The organism is Bacillus cereus group sp. Bce019 (assembly GCF_051781745.1).
GTDB lineage: Bacteria > Bacillota > Bacilli > Bacillales > Bacillaceae_G > Bacillus_A > Bacillus_A cereus.
The window spans coordinates 95,297-111,698 of sequence record NZ_JBPWJX010000016.1 but is presented as its reverse complement, the minus strand read 5'-3'; the positions used below and the strand labels follow the sequence as shown (position 1 = coordinate 111,698).

Sequence of the window (16,402 nt, the reverse complement as noted above, 5' to 3'; positions counted from 1 at the left end):
TCGTTCAATTCATAATCAGTAGCGGAGATACCCCCTTGATTAGAATTGAACTTTCTCCTTATTCGCTTTTAAACTCACCAATAAGCTCTTGTAATTCCTGAGAAAGCCAACTTAAAGAAGTCGCTAATTCTGCAATATCTTGTACTGATATTTCTTGCTCTTTCATGCTTTCTTCAACATTACTACTGCTGTTGGCATAAGTATTTGCAATATGTGATAATTCATTTACGACTTGAACAATATTCTGGCTATTTTGTAAAATATCACTCGAATTACCAGAAACAGCTTTTACTTGATCTGTAACAGATTGCGCTGATTTGGAGATTTTTTCAAAGAAATCTCCGCTACTTTGAACAAGCGAAATTCCAGTTTCTACTTCTTTTGAACCTTTTTGCATGGAAACTACAGCATCTTCTGTCTCAGCTTGTGTTTCACCAATTAATTTCGCTATATCTTTAGCAGACGCTTCCGTCTGTTCTGCTAATTTTCGTACTTCATCAGCAACAACTGCAAACCCTCTTCCAGCTGCTCCAGCACGTGAAGCCTCGATAGAAGCATTTAAAGCTAATAAATTTGTTTGATTTGAAATGCCTGTAATTACAGTTACGATATCACTAATTTCTTTTGACCTTGTTTCTAACGAATAAATAATGGAAGATAAATCTTGTACTGCATTTTGGATTAAACTCATTTGATTAATAATTTGTCCAATCACTTCATTACCTTCAATTGAATGTTGTTCCATACCTTCAGAAGCAACCGCAACTTGTTTTGCAGCCCCAGTTATTTCTTCTACCTTATCTTCCATTCCATGTACAATTCCTAAACATTGTTGTACTGAAGTTTTTTGAGACTGTGCCCCTACTCTTAAACCTTCAATAGAACTTGCAATCTCTTGAACTGCCATGCTGTTTTCCTCTGTACTCGCCGACAATTCTTGTGAAGAAGAAGAAACTTGCTCAGCAGTTTGCCTTACTTTATCTATAATCCCTTTAAACTTTTCAATCGTGTTATTGAAATAAACATTAATAATTCCAATATCATCTGGTCTTTCTTTTAATTTAATACTCAAGTCACCTTCACCAATTTTACGTAACCCTTCTCGTAAATCTTTTAATGGAGCTAGCGAGTGACGCACGATAAAGAATTGAGTAATAGTCGCAATTGCTAATGAAATAATGATAAAGAGTAAACCCTGTATCATAAACTTCTCTTTTGTAATAGGAACAATGGAAGCATCTAAGTCAGCGGCAACAATTGCAATAATATTGTTTTCTCCATCTGTAATTGGTTCTAATATTGTCACCCACGAACCTATTTCATCTTCATATACTTCTGTCATTTGAGCCTTTTTCGTATCAATCACTTTATCGTATGCCTTCATCCAATGAGCGGGTTGTTCATAATAATCTCCCGGCTTTATAGGAAACGCATTTGTTAACTCTGTAGTCAAACCAACGAGTTGTAATTCTCGCTTTTCATTCGGCTTTGCTCCTGTAACATACGTTTGTCCAACGCTTTTCAATTCTTTTGATACTTCATCTAATTTCTCTGTTAACTTTTCTTTTTTCACTTTTTCGGCTGTAGGATCTTTCGCCATGTCTCTAACTAATTCTACATCCAGTTTTTTCAATACTATTTCTCCTGTTTCAATAGACTGCCTTTCAAATAAAGACATCATACTATTTTGAAACATATTGAAACTTAATGCACCCATACTTCCAACAAGTGTCAAAATAACTAATACGGTTAATAAGACGTTCTTTTGAAGGAACGATAACTTATGCCAATATTTTTTCATTAATATCCACCTTCCTTAATCAACACAAACAAAAAAAACAAAATATATGGATATTTTGTTTGAAAATGTTTCTCAATATGTTCGAGAATAAAAAAAAGCCAATGTAAAAGCATTGGCCAAGACCAACCCTATCCGTCCGGTAACTGGCTAGCGTAGCCTTTCGACCTTAGCTCCTGTAGTTTTGCGTCCTCATGTTTCCATCAGTTTGCCTTTCTCGCTGAACGAGTTGAACGATATGGGAGTTCTATGAGAATTAATTTATTCTCTTTCAAAGATTACAACATATAAATCAAAATGTCTACTTATTTAGAGATATAAATACAAATTTTTAATGCATTGCTTTTTCGAAATAATTTCAAAAAGTACGTGAATGTTACTTTTTTTGTGTTATATAATAAAAAATGTATAAATAACAAGGATTTCTTCGGGTATTTATTTAATTTTCATTCAAATTAAACTATTCGAATATATCTTAACTAATGAATTTCGGAGGTAGTTTATCATGTTTTGGCTACAATTTCTTACCTTGTTACTCTGTATTTTTATTGGTGCACGCCTAGGCGGAGTTGGTTTAGGAGTAATGGGTGGAGTTGGTATGGCAATACTCGTTTTTGTCTTCCACCTACAACCAACCGCGCCTCCTATCGATGTAATGCTTATGATTTTGGCAGTAATTACAGCTGCTGGTGCTTTGCAAGCTGCTGGAGGAATGGACTATCTTGTTCATCTAGCTGAAAAGGCATTACGAAAAAATCCAAAGCGTATTACTTTTTTTGCTCCAATTGTTACTTATTTATTCACACTATGTGCAGGTACTGGTCACGTTGCCTATTCTGTACTTCCTGTTATTGCAGAAGTCTCTCGTGAATCAGGGATTAGACCGGAACGCCCAATGTCGATTGCCGTAATCGCTTCTCAACAAGCAATTACAGCTAGTCCAATTTCAGCTGCCACAGTTGCTCTTTTAGCAATGTTAGCTGACTATAAAATCACCTTATTAGATATTTTAAAAGTAAGTATCCCTTCTACTTTCATCGCTTGTATGATAGCTGCATTCGTTGCTAGTAAGATGGGAAAAGAATTAAATGAAGACCCTGAATACTTAAAACGATTAAAAGAAGGAATGATTCCTAAGCTTGAAGAGAAAAAAGAATTTGTAGGTGTAAAGGGCGCAAAATTATCAGTTATCCTTTTCCTAGTAGGAACCTTCCTTGTTGTACTTCTTGGTTCATTTGAAGCACTTCGTCCAGGATGGATAGTTGATGGGAAGTTAGCTCGTCTTTCCATGCCGAACACAATTGAGATGGTTATGTTAACTATCGCGGCTCTTATTATTATTTTCTGTAAACCAAATGTAGAAAGCATTGTATCTGGTAACGTCTTTAAAGCAGGAGCAACAGCAGTTGTTGCTATTTTCGGTATCGCTTGGATGGGAGATACTTTCTTTAATGGAAACTTAAATATGATTCAAGGATCCATTCAGCATTTAGTAACAAGTGCACCTTGGCTATTTGCCATCGCACTATTCATTCTATCTATTTTACTGTACAGCCAAGCAGCAACAGTACGTGCCTTAATGCCACTTGGACTATCCCTTGGTATTCCACCAGCGCTACTGATTGCGATGTTCCCTGCAGTAAACGGATATTTCTTCATTCCAAACTACGGCACAATCGTTGCTGCCATTAACTTTGACCGTACCGGTACAACAGGTATTGGTAAATACGTATTAAATCATAGCTTTATGATTCCAGGCTTAATCGCAACATTTACTTCTATCGGAATTGGAATGCTCTTAATTTCAATTATGTTTTAAAGAAAAAGCACAAACCTTTATTTAAAAAGGTTTGTGCTTTTTTAATCAAACGTTTGTTTAAATTTTGGGGCAGTCTATTTCTCCATGTAGCACTTAAAATACTACACGTCCTTCCCTACAAACTTCTCTTTACTTCTTCAGCTAATTTTCTCGTACTTTCATACGCAGATTCAGCTAAACTAATTGCTGAAATAACTGAAACACCGTCCGCACCCGCTTCTATAACTGCCGCTGTATTTTCAATTGTAATCCCACCAATACCAACGATTGGCACTGTAATTCCTTGTTCTCTAAAATAGGCTAATCCTTTCGTTCCTTGAACCGCTTTCGTATCTTTTTTCGTACTCGTTGGGAAAATAGGTCCAACGCCTAAATAATCTGCTCCATTTTCGATTGCAAAGCGTGCTTCTTTAATTGTATGAGCAGATACGCCGATAATTTTATCTCCCATTTTTTCACGAACAGATGTAATTCCTTCATCATCTTGTCCTACATGAACACCATCTGCATCTAATTCAATGGCTAATTCTACATCATCATTTACAATGAAAGGAACACTATATTCCTTACAAAGCGTCTGCAATTCTTTTGCAAAGCGCACTCTATCTTCTCCGATTAAAGAACCTTCCCCCTTCTCGCGAAACTGAAAAATTGTCACTCCACCATCTAACGCTTCTTTCAATACAGCTAAAGGATCCCTCGTGCAGTTATTACTTCCCATAATAAAATACACTTGCAATAGCTTAGACATTTTATCTATTTCAATGCGTGCCATTTCTTTCACTCCCTCTTACTCTAACTCCTCAATCTTTCCATACTTCTCAATATCACCAGAAGTAGTATTCGCTAACTGATTTAAAAATTCAATTTGGAAACCACCAGGTCCCTTTTCCACGGTCTTAGCAGCTGCCAGTTCCGAAGCTACACCATAAAACGTTAATGCTGCTACTGCTGCTTTTACATAATCTTTTTCCACTGCTACAAATGCTCCTATTACAGAAGTTAGTAAACAACCTGTTCCCGTAACTTTCGTTAAAATAGGGTGACCATTTCGAATAACAATAGTTCTCTCTCCATCTGTAACAACATCTTCTTTTCCAGTAATGACCGCAACTGTATTTAGTTCATCTGCTGCCTGCCTTGCAATACTTACAACATTGCCATTTCCAGTACCAGCGTCTACCCCTTTAATTTCCCATTTCTCATTAATAACATTTGCTATTTCAGCTGCATTTCCGCGGATAATTGCTAACTCAATTTCAGCCGGAATATGTCTCGCAACTTCTGTTCGATACGAAGTTGCTCCTGCACCAACTGGATCAAATAGTACTGGCACATTGTTCGCATTTGCTGATTTACCCGCGAGTAACATCGCTTCTACTTCTTCAGGACGAAGTGTCCCCATATTTAATACTAACGCTCCAGCAATGCTAGCCATTTCTGCTACTTCTTCTTTCGCATACGCCATTACAGGCGATGCCCCAAGTGCCAACAAACCGTTAGCAGTAAAATTTGTTACAACAACATTTGTAATATTATGAACAAGCGGATTAGATTCTCTCACCAAATCCACTACTTTACTAATTTCTTTCATATTCATCCTTTTCATCTCCTAACTATAATGATGGGAGATACACAAAAAGACACTTTGCGCGTACGCAAAGTGCCTGAATATGTGCTTTTACACTCTCCCTACGCTGGCATTATCCAACAGGTTCAAATGGTCAATGACGGATTAGTCATACTCTCAGTTTGCATCCACAAACTCCCATGTGTTTCTTATTCATCTACTTCAAAGTCTACTCTTATTCTAATAAAATAACAAGTTCTTTACTTTTCTATTTGATATAGAGGCAACTGATAAAGTGAAACTTTAATCAGTTGGGATTTTGTTAACTCCATTAAAAACAGCTGAAATATGGAGCGAAACTGAATCTCAAGAAGATGTATGCTATATTTAACTTATGGAAATTTGAAAGGATGTTTTTAATATGTCAAAAAGCGTTGTAATCGCTGAAAAACCTTCCGTTGCACGAGATATTGCTCGTGTACTGAAGTGTGATAAAAAAGGAAACGGCTATCTTGAAGGTAGTAAATATATTGTAACTTGGGCTTTAGGCCATCTCGTTACATTAGCAGACCCAGAAAGCTATGATGTGAAATATAAAAAGTGGAATTTAGAAGATTTACCGATGCTACCGGAGCGTTTGAAATTAACGGTTATTAAACAAACTGGGAAACAATTCAATGCTGTGAAAAGCCAGCTACTTAGAAAGGATGTAAATGAAATTATTGTAGCGACAGATGCTGGACGTGAAGGAGAATTGGTCGCTCGCTGGATTATTGATAAGGTTCGCATTAATAAACCGATCAAACGTCTATGGATTTCATCTGTAACCGATAAAGCAATTAAAGATGGTTTTGCAAATTTAAAACCAGGTAAAGCCTATGACAATTTATACGCTTCAGCAGTTGCACGTTCAGAAGCTGACTGGTATATCGGTCTTAATGCAACTCGTGCTTTAACGACTCGCTTTAATGCCCAGTTAAATTGCGGCCGTGTACAAACCCCTACTGTTGCTATGATTGCTAGTCGTGAGGATGAAATAAAGAACTTCAAAGCACAAACTTACTACGGCATCGAAGCTCAAACAATGGAGAAGCTCAAACTTACTTGGCAAGATGCAAATGGCAATAGCCGTAGTTTTAATAAAGAAAAAATCGATGGTATTGTAAAACGTTTAGATAAACAAAATGCTACTGTTGTGGAAATTGATAAGAAACAGAAGAAGTCATTCTCTCCTGGTCTTTACGATTTAACTGAATTGCAACGTGATGCGAATAAAAAGTTCGGTTACTCTGCTAAAGAAACATTAAATATTATGCAAAAATTGTATGAACAGCATAAAGTACTAACGTACCCTCGTACAGATTCACGCTACATTTCATCTGATATCGTTGGAACACTTCCAGAACGTCTAAAAGCATGTGGTGTTGGAGAATACCGTCCCTTCGCACATAAAGTATTACAAAAGCCTATCAAACCTAACAAATCATTTGTTGATGATAGTAAAGTAAGCGATCATCATGCGATTATTCCAACAGAAGGATACGTTAACTTCTCAGCATTCACAGATAAAGAACGCAAAATTTATGATTTAGTTGTAAAACGTTTCTTAGCTGTGTTATTCCCGGCATTCGAATATGAGCAACTAACGTTACGCACAAAGGTTGGCAATGAAACGTTCATTGCGCGCGGAAAAACAATTCTACATGCCGGTTGGAAAGAAGTATATGAAAATCGCTTTGAAGATGATGATGTAACTGATGACGTAAAAGAGCAACTTCTACCTCACATTGAGAAAGGCGATACATTAGCTGTAAAGTTAATTATGCAAACATCAGGTCAAACAAAAGCACCTGCACGATTTAACGAAGCGACTTTACTTTCAGCAATGGAGAATCCTACAAAATATATGGATACGCAAAATAAACAACTTGCTGATACGTTAAAATCGACTGGTGGATTAGGTACTGTAGCGACACGTGCAGACATTATCGACAAGCTATTCAATTCATTCTTAATTGAAAAACGTGGTAAAGATATTCACATTACTTCAAAAGGTCGCCAGTTACTTGATTTAGTACCAGAAGAATTAAAATCACCTACACTAACTGGTGAGTGGGAACAAAAACTTGAAGCAATTGCAAAAGGAAAATTAAAGAAAGAAGTATTCATTTCGGAAATGAAGAACTATACGAAAGAAATTGTTTCTGAAATTAAATCGAGTGATAAAAAATATAAACATGACAACATTTCAACGAAGCCTTGTCCAGACTGCGGTAAACCAATGCTAGAAGTAAACGGCAAAAAGGGAAAAATGCTCGTATGCCAAGATCGTGAATGTGGTCATCGTAAAAATGTATCTCGTACAACAAACGCTCGCTGTCCGCAATGTAAGAAGAAACTAGAATTACGTGGTGAAGGTGCAGGTCAAATCTTTGCATGTAAATGTGGCTATCGTGAGAAATTATCAACATTCCAAGAACGACGTAAAAAAGAATCTGGAAACAAAGCCGATAAACGCGACGTTCAAAAATATATGAAACAACAGAAAAAAGAAGAAGAACCATTAAATAACCCATTCGCAGAAGCATTAAAAAAATTAAAATTTGATTAAACAAAAAGGTTCCTACCTCTATCGGTAGGAACCTTTTATTTTAGTGAATGATTTTACTTCCTTTTGCATTCTCAACAAATTTTTCACTTGATTTGTTAATTGGTGTTTTCAGTAATAACGCAGCAACAATCATAACTACTACGAAAGCACTTAACACAAGTAAATCTCGTGTTACGATATCCCAAAGCATTCCGCCAACTGTTTCACGAATTGCGCTAATTGCGTATGTGAATGGTAAGAACGGATAAATCGCTTGGAAGAACGCTGGTGTCATTTGGATTGGGAATGTTCCGCCCGATCCTGCTACTTGTAGTACAAGTAAAATGATCGCCATCGATTTCCCAACGTTTCCGAAAATAGAAACGAGTGAGTATACGATACAAACGAAGACTCCACCAATAAATAAACTAAATAACACAAACCAGAACTTATCGACTACGTACGTACCGAGTAAGAATATATCTCCCATCGATACGATAAACGCTTGTGAAAGACCTATCGTTAAGAATGTTAATAAACGTCCGAAGTAAATTTCATGGCTCTTATAATTCGCGCCCTCTTCGTGTACTTCTACCGTTAATAATGAAACCATTAATAATGCGCCTACCCATAATGCAAGCACTGTATAGAATGGTGACATCGCTGAACCGTAGTTCGGCATCGCAAATAATTTATTTTCTTTTAAATTTACTGGATTCGCAAAGTAATCACTTTGCTTTTCAACATCATTTTTCAATAAACGTATAATGTCTTTTAAATCCTCTTCAGATTCAAAATCACGAATTTTATCTGCTAATTCTTTAATCTTTTTCTCAGTAGCTGGCATTTCAGCTTTAATGTCTGCTAATTTCTTTTTACCATCTACTAAACCTTTTGATGAATCTTCTAGTAATTTTTTAACATCTGGAAGCTTTTTGTCTGCATCATTTAAAATTTGAGTTGTATTTTTCGACATCTCTTTTGTACGAGCAATTGCTGTATTGAAATTAGGTACAATTTCTGAATCATACGTCGATAATACATCTGTTAATTGAGCTGATCCGCCCTTCGCAGCGTTGTTAATACTTTCAATTACATCTTTTGTAGGTTTCTGGCCATTGTTAAGAAGTGTAATCCCCTTATTCGTTGCATCTACACCTTTTTGCAGACTACTTTTCGCTTTGTTTAATTTTGCGATTCCATTATTAAGGTTTTTATCACTATTTACATCCGCTAAAACCTTATTTGTACTTTCTAGAACTGGAATCATATCATCAATTAAACCGATTCCAGATTGGAATTGACCATTTAAGCTATTTAAAGCTACTTTCGTTGAATCTAAACCGTTAATACCTCTATTTTGTACATCTTCTTTTGCTTTCTGTAAATCTGCTTTTGCACCCTCAATACCATTTTTTACTCTATCGTAATCTGCTTTTGCATTATCATATACTGCATTTGCATCAACTTTAGCTTGATCGACTGTGCTAACTGCTTTTTTATAATCTGCTACAAACGTTTCATTATAATCTTTTTCAGCTTGATCAATTAATCCATTTGCTGCATCTAATTTTTGATTCGCTACATCTGTTACATCTTTCTTTACTTCTTGTCCTTTGCCAATAACATTTACAATATCTTTAATACCGTTATTTGCATTTTCCATACCTTTTTTAACATTAGTTAAGTGATCCACTCGCCCTTTGAAAAAGCTTTGACCAAAATCAGTAGTCGCCGATTTTTGAAGTTCAGTAAAGAAATTAATAAGATATGAAATACCATCTGTACCAGTTTGTAATCGTTCTGATACCGCATTTAAATCTCTCTTTGCTTGTTCTGGATCAAACTGACCATTTTGCAATCCATTTAAAACACTTTTCCCATAAGCTGTTCCTGCACGTGATGAACTTAAAACATTATTTACTGTTTGATTAATATTTTGCGCTATACTCTTATAACCATCACTATTCAACTTAGAAAGATCTGGTCTCGCTGGGAATTCAGGTAATCCATTCATTCCAGACAAGTCAGGAATATTTAGTTCTACACCTGGATTCATTAAAAAGTCAGTAAATGCAGCTGCACTATCCATAACGCCTTTTGCTGCTACTAAATCATTTCTTATCGTCCCTGGAGCATTTTTTAATGTTTGATCTTGTCTTGCAAAGAACTTATCTAAATTCGCCAACGCTTCCTGTCCATCATTTATTACACTCTCTACAACAGGTAAATCTTTCTGCGCTACTTTCACAACATCTTCTGCTCGAGTTGCATCATCTAACGCCTTATCCATCAATGTATTCATTTCTGGGAACTGCGCTTCTAACTTAAAGACAAGATCTTTTACTTTCTCGATACTTGGTAAGTTTGTTTCTAAATCGATTCCAAGGTCATTGAAGATTTTAAAAATCTCACCGTTCGCTGTTTTAACGAAGTTTTTACTAATTTCTTCCGTAATACCTGATGCACCTTTTGCTGTAATTTTCGGTGCAATCGCATTTACCTTTTCATTTACATAGTAATCCAGTTCTGGTTTCTGTGGATTTTCATCCAGAACAGTTGCAATTTTTTCAGAGAAATCTTTTGGAATCGTAATACTTGCATAATAATCTCCACGCTCAACTCCGTAAATTGCTTGTTTTTCATCTACAAATTTCCAGCCAAGATTTTTGTTTTTCTTAAGGGAGTCTACAATCTCTTTCCCGATATTAATATCTTTCCCTCTTAAATTAGAACCTGCATCTTGGTTAGAAACTGCAATGGGAACCTCTTTTGTATTTCCATATGGATCCCAAGAAGCTTTAATGTTAAACCATGCATATAACGATGGTAAAATCATTAATCCTAAAACAATAACAATTGCAGCCCAATGTTTGGCTACATTCCGTAAATCTGTCTTATAAATACGCCAAATCTGTTTCATAGAAGTTATCACCTAATTATATATTTTTCCTTCTTTAGAAAATGATACATACATTTTGCAATTATATCACTTTCTACATCGTGTATTAACCAAAAACGTACTATTTTTTCCCATTAACTTTCACTTACTTCATTATATAACGAAGTGAGTCAAAGTATGAATACAAAATGACCAAATCGGTTTTACATTCAATAATAACAAATATATATGAAATGTCATAAAAAATACAAGTATTTTCTCTTGGAAATACTTGTATTCCTAAAAAAAATCCTCACAGCTTTTATTCTCTGTGAGGATTTCTTCTATTATATATCCAATTGAACCTCTACACCGAAATGATCTGAAATTACATTTCTGTTTGTACCATTAAAAATAACTTTTGAAGAATGAACTTTTTTACTTTGGTTACACAATATTAGATCGATTCGCAAATTATGTTTATTTTCATCCCAACCAGCAATCTCACCTTGGACAGTCGTTCCTTCATCCTTCTCTATTGCTAATTCATATGTGTCATACAACCCTTTTTGCATCATATACTCATAACCTTCGCCTTTCAATCGAGCATTATTATTAAAATCCCCCATTAAGAAGGCGAGCTTATTGCTATCTACACGCTCCATCAAACGATCGACTTGACCTTTGAATGACTCTTCTTCATCATTCCACCAACCGAGATGACAAGAGTAAAACGTTATATCCTTACCATTATAAGCAATTGTTGTACTTACAATTTTACGCGTTTTCCAATACGTTGTATCCTCGTTTTCTGAAATGAAGAACGTATCTTCTTTTATAATATTATGCTTCGTTATAATCGCTAATCCTTCTTCGTACACGTCATAACCAATATGAGAGAAATCCCAAGTAATATTGTAATCTTTTACATGTAGCGCTTTTAACTCTTCTAATAGTAAAAGTCCAAAATTATCTTTTTTCTTGTTACCGCATACATTTTCAGCTTGTATGGACTGACTTACTTCTTGCAATGCGATGACATCGTACTCTTCTTCTTGAATTACTTTAGCAAGGTATTGTATCTTTTCTATTTGATTCTCTTCTTGCCAAGAATGACAGTTTAAAGTTAGCAATTTCATATTATTACGCACCTAACATATCTTGAATGTCTGACTTTAATACGTCAGCTTTCGGACCATATACCGCTTGTACACCTTTATCTTTTACAATAAGCCCTAAAGCACCATTTTGTTTCCACTGTGCTTCTGGTGCAACAACATCTAAGTCTTTTACTGTTACACGTAAGCGTGTCATACAAGCATCTACGTCAGCAATATTTTCTTTTCCACCTAATAAATCGATAACTTTTGTTGCTAATGAACCATCTTGTACATTTCCTGTTCCTTCTGATGCCTCATCTTCATTATCAATATAGTTACCTGCACGCCCTGGTGTTGGTAAGTTGAATTTTTTAATTAAGAAATTAAATAGTGTAAAGTTAAGACCGAAGAACACTAATGAAACAATAACAAAGTTGATTAAGTCTCTTGTTAAACCTGCGTTAACCATCATTGGTGTACGAGTAATTAACTCAATAAATCCAAATGCATGAACACGTAAGTTAATTAAATCAGCTAGCGCGAATGCAAGTCCTGTTGTAATAGCATATACAACATATAATACTGGAGCAATAAACATGAACATGAATTCAATTGGTTCTGTTACACCTGTTAAGAATACTGCTAATGCTGCTGATAAAAACATTGGTTTATATTTTGCACGCTTTTCTTTATCAACGTTACGGAACATCGCAAATGCAATTCCCATTAAAGCTGCTGTTGAGCCGATAACTTGTCCAGCTTTGAAACGAGCTGGTACAACGTTATTTAATAAATCGTTATATGCCTTCGTATCTCCATTTGCTAATAAATTATTTAAATCTGTAATCCATGCAAGCCATAATGGATCTTGTCCTGCTACAACTTGTCCAACTTTTGAACCAGTTAGCATCGTATATGTTCCGCCTAGCTCTGTATAGTTCATCGGAATCGTTAACATATGGTGTAAACCAAATGGTAATAATAAACGCTCTAACGTTCCATATACAAACGGTGCAACAACTGGTGCACTATCTTTTGAAGCTGCAATCCAGCGACCAAATTCATTTAACCCACTTTGGATGAATGGCCATAGAAGTGATAATACAATCGCAGTAACTGTAGACCAAAGAATTACAACGAATGGTACAAATCGTTTTCCATTAAAGAATGCTAATGCCTGTGGCAGTTTATTATAGTTATAATATTTGTTATATAAAGTAGCTCCTAAGAAACCTGTGATGATCCCTACGAACACTCCCATGTTTAATGCAGGTGCACCAAGTACAGAAGTAAAGTAATCTTTTACAATTAAATCTCCCGCTATTACTGAAGAAACTTTCGCTTTTGAATCCGCTAACATTTCAGCGTTTACCCCAAATATAGCTCCTGTAATTCGGTTTGTTAAGACGAATGCTAATAGCGCTGCAAATGCACCACCCGCGCGATCTTTCGCCCAAGATCCCCCAATTGCTACTGCGAATAAGATGTGTAGATTTGTAATGATTGCCCAACCGATGTCTTCCATTACGCGAGCAATTGTATGAACTGCGTTAACATCCCCAGCAGACATACCAATTAACTTACCGATGGAAATCATTAAACCAGCTGCTGGCATTACGGCTACAACAACTAATAACGCTTTCCCGAACTTTTGCCAAAAATCAAAAGACGTAATTTTCATCTGTTCTTCCTCCCCTTTATTTATAACAACATAATGATTTAAATTATAATTTCTGTTCCCTTTATGAAAACGATTCCTTATGTTACTTTATTTTTATCTTTACGCAACCGTTTTCATAAATCTATTTTAATAAAAGCGTTTTCAATTTGCAATAGAAATTTATTTTTTTTCATAAAAAAAGATGCTCAAAGAGCATCCTTTTTTATTATGAAATGCGATAAACCCTTGTTTCATAAGGTTTTAAAGCAATTGTTGTTACTTCTTCATGTTCCGCAACTTCATAGTTATTTAAAAGCAAACGTTTGCGTTCTAGTGCAAATGAACCCTCATTATACACAGCTTCCTCTTTTGAGATATTACTAATTACAATGACTTTTTCATCCTGTAACGTACGTGTATATGCATAAATTTGTGGATCGTCTTCTAAAAGTAAATCATACGTACCATAGTTCAGTACATCGTGCTCTTTTTTCAGGGCAATCATTTTCTTATAGAAATTGAAAATAGACTTTTCTTCATTTTTTTGCTTTTCAACATTAATTTCTTTGTAATTTGGATTCATGCTAAACCAAGGTGTACTTGTTGTGAAACCAGCATTCATCTCATCATTCCACTGCATAGGTGTACGTGAATTATCGCGGCAAGAAGCCCATATAATCTCCATCATATCTTGATGTGGTACGCCCTCTGCAATTTTCTCGCGATATAAATTTTTAATTGCTACATCATCGTAATCTTCAATATTTGGTAACTGAACATTTGTCATACCAATTTCTTGGCCTTGATAAATAAACGGTGTACCGTGCATAAAGAAATACATCGCTCCTAGGGCTGTTGCACTTTCACGCCAATATTGTTTATCATCTCCCCATGTTGAAACGATACGTGGTTTATCGTGATTTTCAATATATAAAGCGTTCCATCCTTTATTCTCTAATCCTTTTTGCCATTTCGTTAATACTTTTTTCAATCCTACAACATCAAGGTCTTTCTTCTTCTCTGCATCCCATAAACTTAAATGTTCAAACTGGAATACCATATTGAACTTACCTTGCTCTTCTCCAACCCAAAGCTCAGCATCTTCAATCTTAACACCATTTGCTTCACCAACAGTCATAATATCGTACTTAGAGAATGTGTTTTCTTTTAGCTCTTCTAATAAAGGTTGAATACCTTTCACATTCATATGTTTATCAAAAGATGGCACATATTTTAACCCTTTTGGATTTGGCATATCCTTGAGGCCTTCTTCTTTTTTAATATGACTGATCGCATCAACACGGAAACCATCAATACCTTTATCAAGCCACCAATTAACCGTATCATATAGCGCTTCGCGAACTTCTTTATTCTCCCAGTTTAAATCTGGTTGTTTACGTGAGAATAAATGTAAATAATATTGTTCTGTTTCTTCATCATATTCCCATGCCGAACCATTAAAAATACTTTCCCAGTTGTTTGGCTCCGCACCATCTTTACCATCATGCCAAATATACCAATCACGCTTCGGATTATCTTTAGATGAACGTGATTCAATAAACCATGGATGTTCATCACTCGTATGATTAATAACTAAATCAATAATAAGCTTCATATCACGCTTATGAACTTCATCTAGTAAAGCATCAAAGTCTGCCATTGTACCAAACTCATCCATAATGTCTTGATAATCACTAATATCATAACCATTATCATCATTAGGCGACTTATACATTGGACAAATCCAAATTACATCTATACCTAAATCTTTTAAATAATCCAGTTTTGCAATAATACCTTGTAAATCTCCAATACCATCACCATTTGAATCCATAAAGCTTCGTGGATAAATTTGATAAGCAACCGCTTCTTTCCACCATGTCTTATTCATAGTCATTCTCTCCTTTTGCATCCCATCGGAAATTTTATGCAAACGTTTTCGTAACACTATCATAACAAAATATGAACAGTTTGCAACTGTTTTCATTGAACTCTATGTAGATTCTTTATTCTTATGCTTTATTTATTTCTCACAAGAGCAAATCTCATTCCTCATCAGCTCTTGTCCATGCACGCGAACGTCGTATACCATTTCGATTAAGAAGCGGACATCATAGTTACGATAATTTTTCTCTTTTATATCCCTCCTTTTCATATGTAAAAGGGGGATACAATAAAAAATCATCCAATATGCCGTTACCTTACAGCATGTTGGATGATTCAAGTTGATTTTCTATATCGTTTCAAATTCTTGCTCCTACTCATAAACTTTTACTTACAGATTAATTGTATTTCGTATCATTTTCATGCAATGAATGTAATTTAATATTTGGTACTTTATCTTTTTCAATACCTCTATTATAAGAAACAGGAACTTGAAATTCGAATTGCTTTGTCTCATGTTTTTGTAAATAGACTGGTTTCGGTACTGAATAGCTTTTTGAATTCTCGTTTGCATTATCATATAAAACAACTTTTAATGCTTGTGAATGATTACGATAATTTTTTAAAGTAACAATGCACTTCGGTTGGATATTCTCTCCATTTTTCTCCATTCTACACTGGCTATCTTCTTTTTTATATTCTATTGCTTCTACCCCTGTTTTTCCTGCGTAATACCATGTTTTATTCAATGTCTGAAGGATTGTATTTAAAATAAAAGGCATCATTACAATCAAAATACTAGTACCTACTACTTTTATCTTATTCATTTTTCTAAATGTACTAGACTCCTTTTTTCCTAGCCATTTTAAAAATAATATAAATGCAATTACATGTAGTATGAAAGAAACAATCAATATATTTGAGACTTTATAATCCATATAAACATACGTATGTATCGGAATCTTATAGACATTGAATAGTTTTTCCCCAATTAATTCATTATCATTTGGAATTTTTAATAATAACAAAACCCCTATACTGTAACAAATAGCTACTAATCGATCATACTCAATACGAATCATTCTTTCTCCCCTTCACTT

Annotated in this window: 11 protein-coding genes and 2 riboswitches; of the genes, 2 read left to right on the top strand and 9 right to left on the bottom strand. The window is 35.1% G+C overall.

What is annotated here, in order from left to right; genetic code table 11:
- Positions 1-58: 58 nt before the first annotated feature.
- The gene (locus ACS2QP_RS20035; protein ID WP_000761079.1) at positions 59-1,801 is read right to left on the bottom strand and encodes a methyl-accepting chemotaxis protein; all 1,743 of its coding nucleotides are present in this window, start codon (positions 1,799-1,801) and stop codon (positions 59-61) included.
- 135 nt (positions 1,802-1,936) lie between these two features.
- A riboswitch (cyclic di-GMP riboswitch) is annotated at positions 1,937-2,021 on the bottom strand.
- A gap of 282 nt (positions 2,022-2,303) precedes the next feature.
- Here ACS2QP_RS20035 and ACS2QP_RS20030 point away from each other — a divergent pair.
- Positions 2,304-3,617, top strand: coding sequence for an anaerobic C4-dicarboxylate transporter family protein (locus ACS2QP_RS20030; RefSeq protein ID WP_025710029.1), 1,314 nt, complete (start codon positions 2,304-2,306; stop codon positions 3,615-3,617).
- A gap of 115 nt (positions 3,618-3,732) precedes the next feature.
- Here the strand turns inward: ACS2QP_RS20030 and thiE are convergent, their stop codons facing one another.
- On the bottom strand, positions 3,733-4,392 hold the full coding sequence (gene thiE, locus ACS2QP_RS20025; RefSeq protein WP_017657404.1) for a thiamine phosphate synthase: 660 nt from the start codon (positions 4,390-4,392) through the stop codon (positions 3,733-3,735).
- Between the two features lie 15 nt (positions 4,393-4,407).
- A complete protein-coding gene (thiM, locus tag ACS2QP_RS20020; RefSeq protein WP_119682900.1) occupies positions 4,408-5,217 on the bottom strand; it encodes a hydroxyethylthiazole kinase in 810 nt (269 codons plus the stop codon).
- A 72-nt stretch (positions 5,218-5,289) separates the two neighbouring features.
- A riboswitch (TPP riboswitch) is annotated at positions 5,290-5,399 on the bottom strand.
- 209 nt (positions 5,400-5,608) lie between these two features.
- Here thiM and topB point away from each other — a divergent pair.
- Entirely contained in the window at positions 5,609-7,798 is a 2,190-nt protein-coding gene (topB, locus tag ACS2QP_RS20015) for a DNA topoisomerase III (protein ID WP_438882762.1), read from the top strand.
- A 40-nt stretch (positions 7,799-7,838) separates the two neighbouring features.
- Here the strand turns inward: topB and ACS2QP_RS20010 are convergent, their stop codons facing one another.
- The 6 genes from ACS2QP_RS20010 to ACS2QP_RS19985 form a co-directional block, all read right to left on the bottom strand.
- Positions 7,839-10,700, bottom strand: coding sequence for a YhgE/Pip domain-containing protein (locus ACS2QP_RS20010; protein ID WP_332284970.1), 2,862 nt, complete (start codon positions 10,698-10,700; stop codon positions 7,839-7,841).
- Between the two features lie 305 nt (positions 10,701-11,005).
- Positions 11,006-11,797, bottom strand: a complete 792-nt coding sequence (locus ACS2QP_RS20005; protein WP_000771997.1) for an endonuclease/exonuclease/phosphatase family protein — start codon at positions 11,795-11,797, stop codon at positions 11,006-11,008.
- 4 nt (positions 11,798-11,801) lie between these two features.
- Complete coding sequence (locus ACS2QP_RS20000; RefSeq protein WP_000705560.1) at positions 11,802-13,439, bottom strand: PTS transporter subunit IIBC; 1,638 nt, start codon at positions 13,437-13,439, stop codon at positions 11,802-11,804.
- Between the two features lie 205 nt (positions 13,440-13,644).
- Positions 13,645-15,309 (bottom strand): glycoside hydrolase family 13 protein, encoded by a 1,665-nt coding sequence (locus tag ACS2QP_RS19995; RefSeq protein WP_332284971.1) that lies wholly within the window; start codon positions 15,307-15,309, stop codon positions 13,645-13,647.
- A 132-nt stretch (positions 15,310-15,441) separates the two neighbouring features.
- The gene (locus ACS2QP_RS19990) at positions 15,442-15,573 is read right to left on the bottom strand and encodes an FAD-linked oxidase (protein ID WP_088349493.1); all 132 of its coding nucleotides are present in this window, start codon (positions 15,571-15,573) and stop codon (positions 15,442-15,444) included.
- A 127-nt stretch (positions 15,574-15,700) separates the two neighbouring features.
- Positions 15,701-16,384, bottom strand: coding sequence for an ABC transporter permease (locus ACS2QP_RS19985; RefSeq protein ID WP_153581531.1), 684 nt, complete (start codon positions 16,382-16,384; stop codon positions 15,701-15,703).
- Between the last annotated feature and the right edge of the window lie 18 nt (positions 16,385-16,402).

Coding starts and splice junctions, on each gene's coding strand:
- ACS2QP_RS20005 (WP_000771997.1), bottom strand. CDS start 11,797: ATGAAATTGCTAACTTTAAACTGTCATTCTTGGCAAGAAGAGAATCAA.
- ACS2QP_RS19985 (WP_153581531.1), bottom strand. CDS start 16,384: ATGATTCGTATTGAGTATGATCGATTAGTAGCTATTTGTTACAGTATA.
- ACS2QP_RS20030 (WP_025710029.1), top strand. CDS start 2,304: ATGTTTTGGCTACAATTTCTTACCTTGTTACTCTGTATTTTTATTGGT.
- ACS2QP_RS20010 (WP_332284970.1), bottom strand. CDS start 10,700: ATGAAACAGATTTGGCGTATTTATAAGACAGATTTACGGAATGTAGCC.
- ACS2QP_RS20035 (WP_000761079.1), bottom strand. CDS start 1,801: ATGAAAAAATATTGGCATAAGTTATCGTTCCTTCAAAAGAACGTCTTA.
- ACS2QP_RS19990 (WP_088349493.1), bottom strand. CDS start 15,573: ATGAAAAGGAGGGATATAAAAGAGAAAAATTATCGTAACTATGATGTC.
- thiM (WP_119682900.1), bottom strand. CDS start 5,217: ATGAATATGAAAGAAATTAGTAAAGTAGTGGATTTGGTGAGAGAATCT.
- ACS2QP_RS19995 (WP_332284971.1), bottom strand. CDS start 15,309: ATGAATAAGACATGGTGGAAAGAAGCGGTTGCTTATCAAATTTATCCA.
- ACS2QP_RS20000 (WP_000705560.1), bottom strand. CDS start 13,439: ATGAAAATTACGTCTTTTGATTTTTGGCAAAAGTTCGGGAAAGCGTTA.
- thiE (WP_017657404.1), bottom strand. CDS start 4,392: ATGGCACGCATTGAAATAGATAAAATGTCTAAGCTATTGCAAGTGTAT.
- topB (WP_438882762.1), top strand. CDS start 5,609: ATGTCAAAAAGCGTTGTAATCGCTGAAAAACCTTCCGTTGCACGAGAT.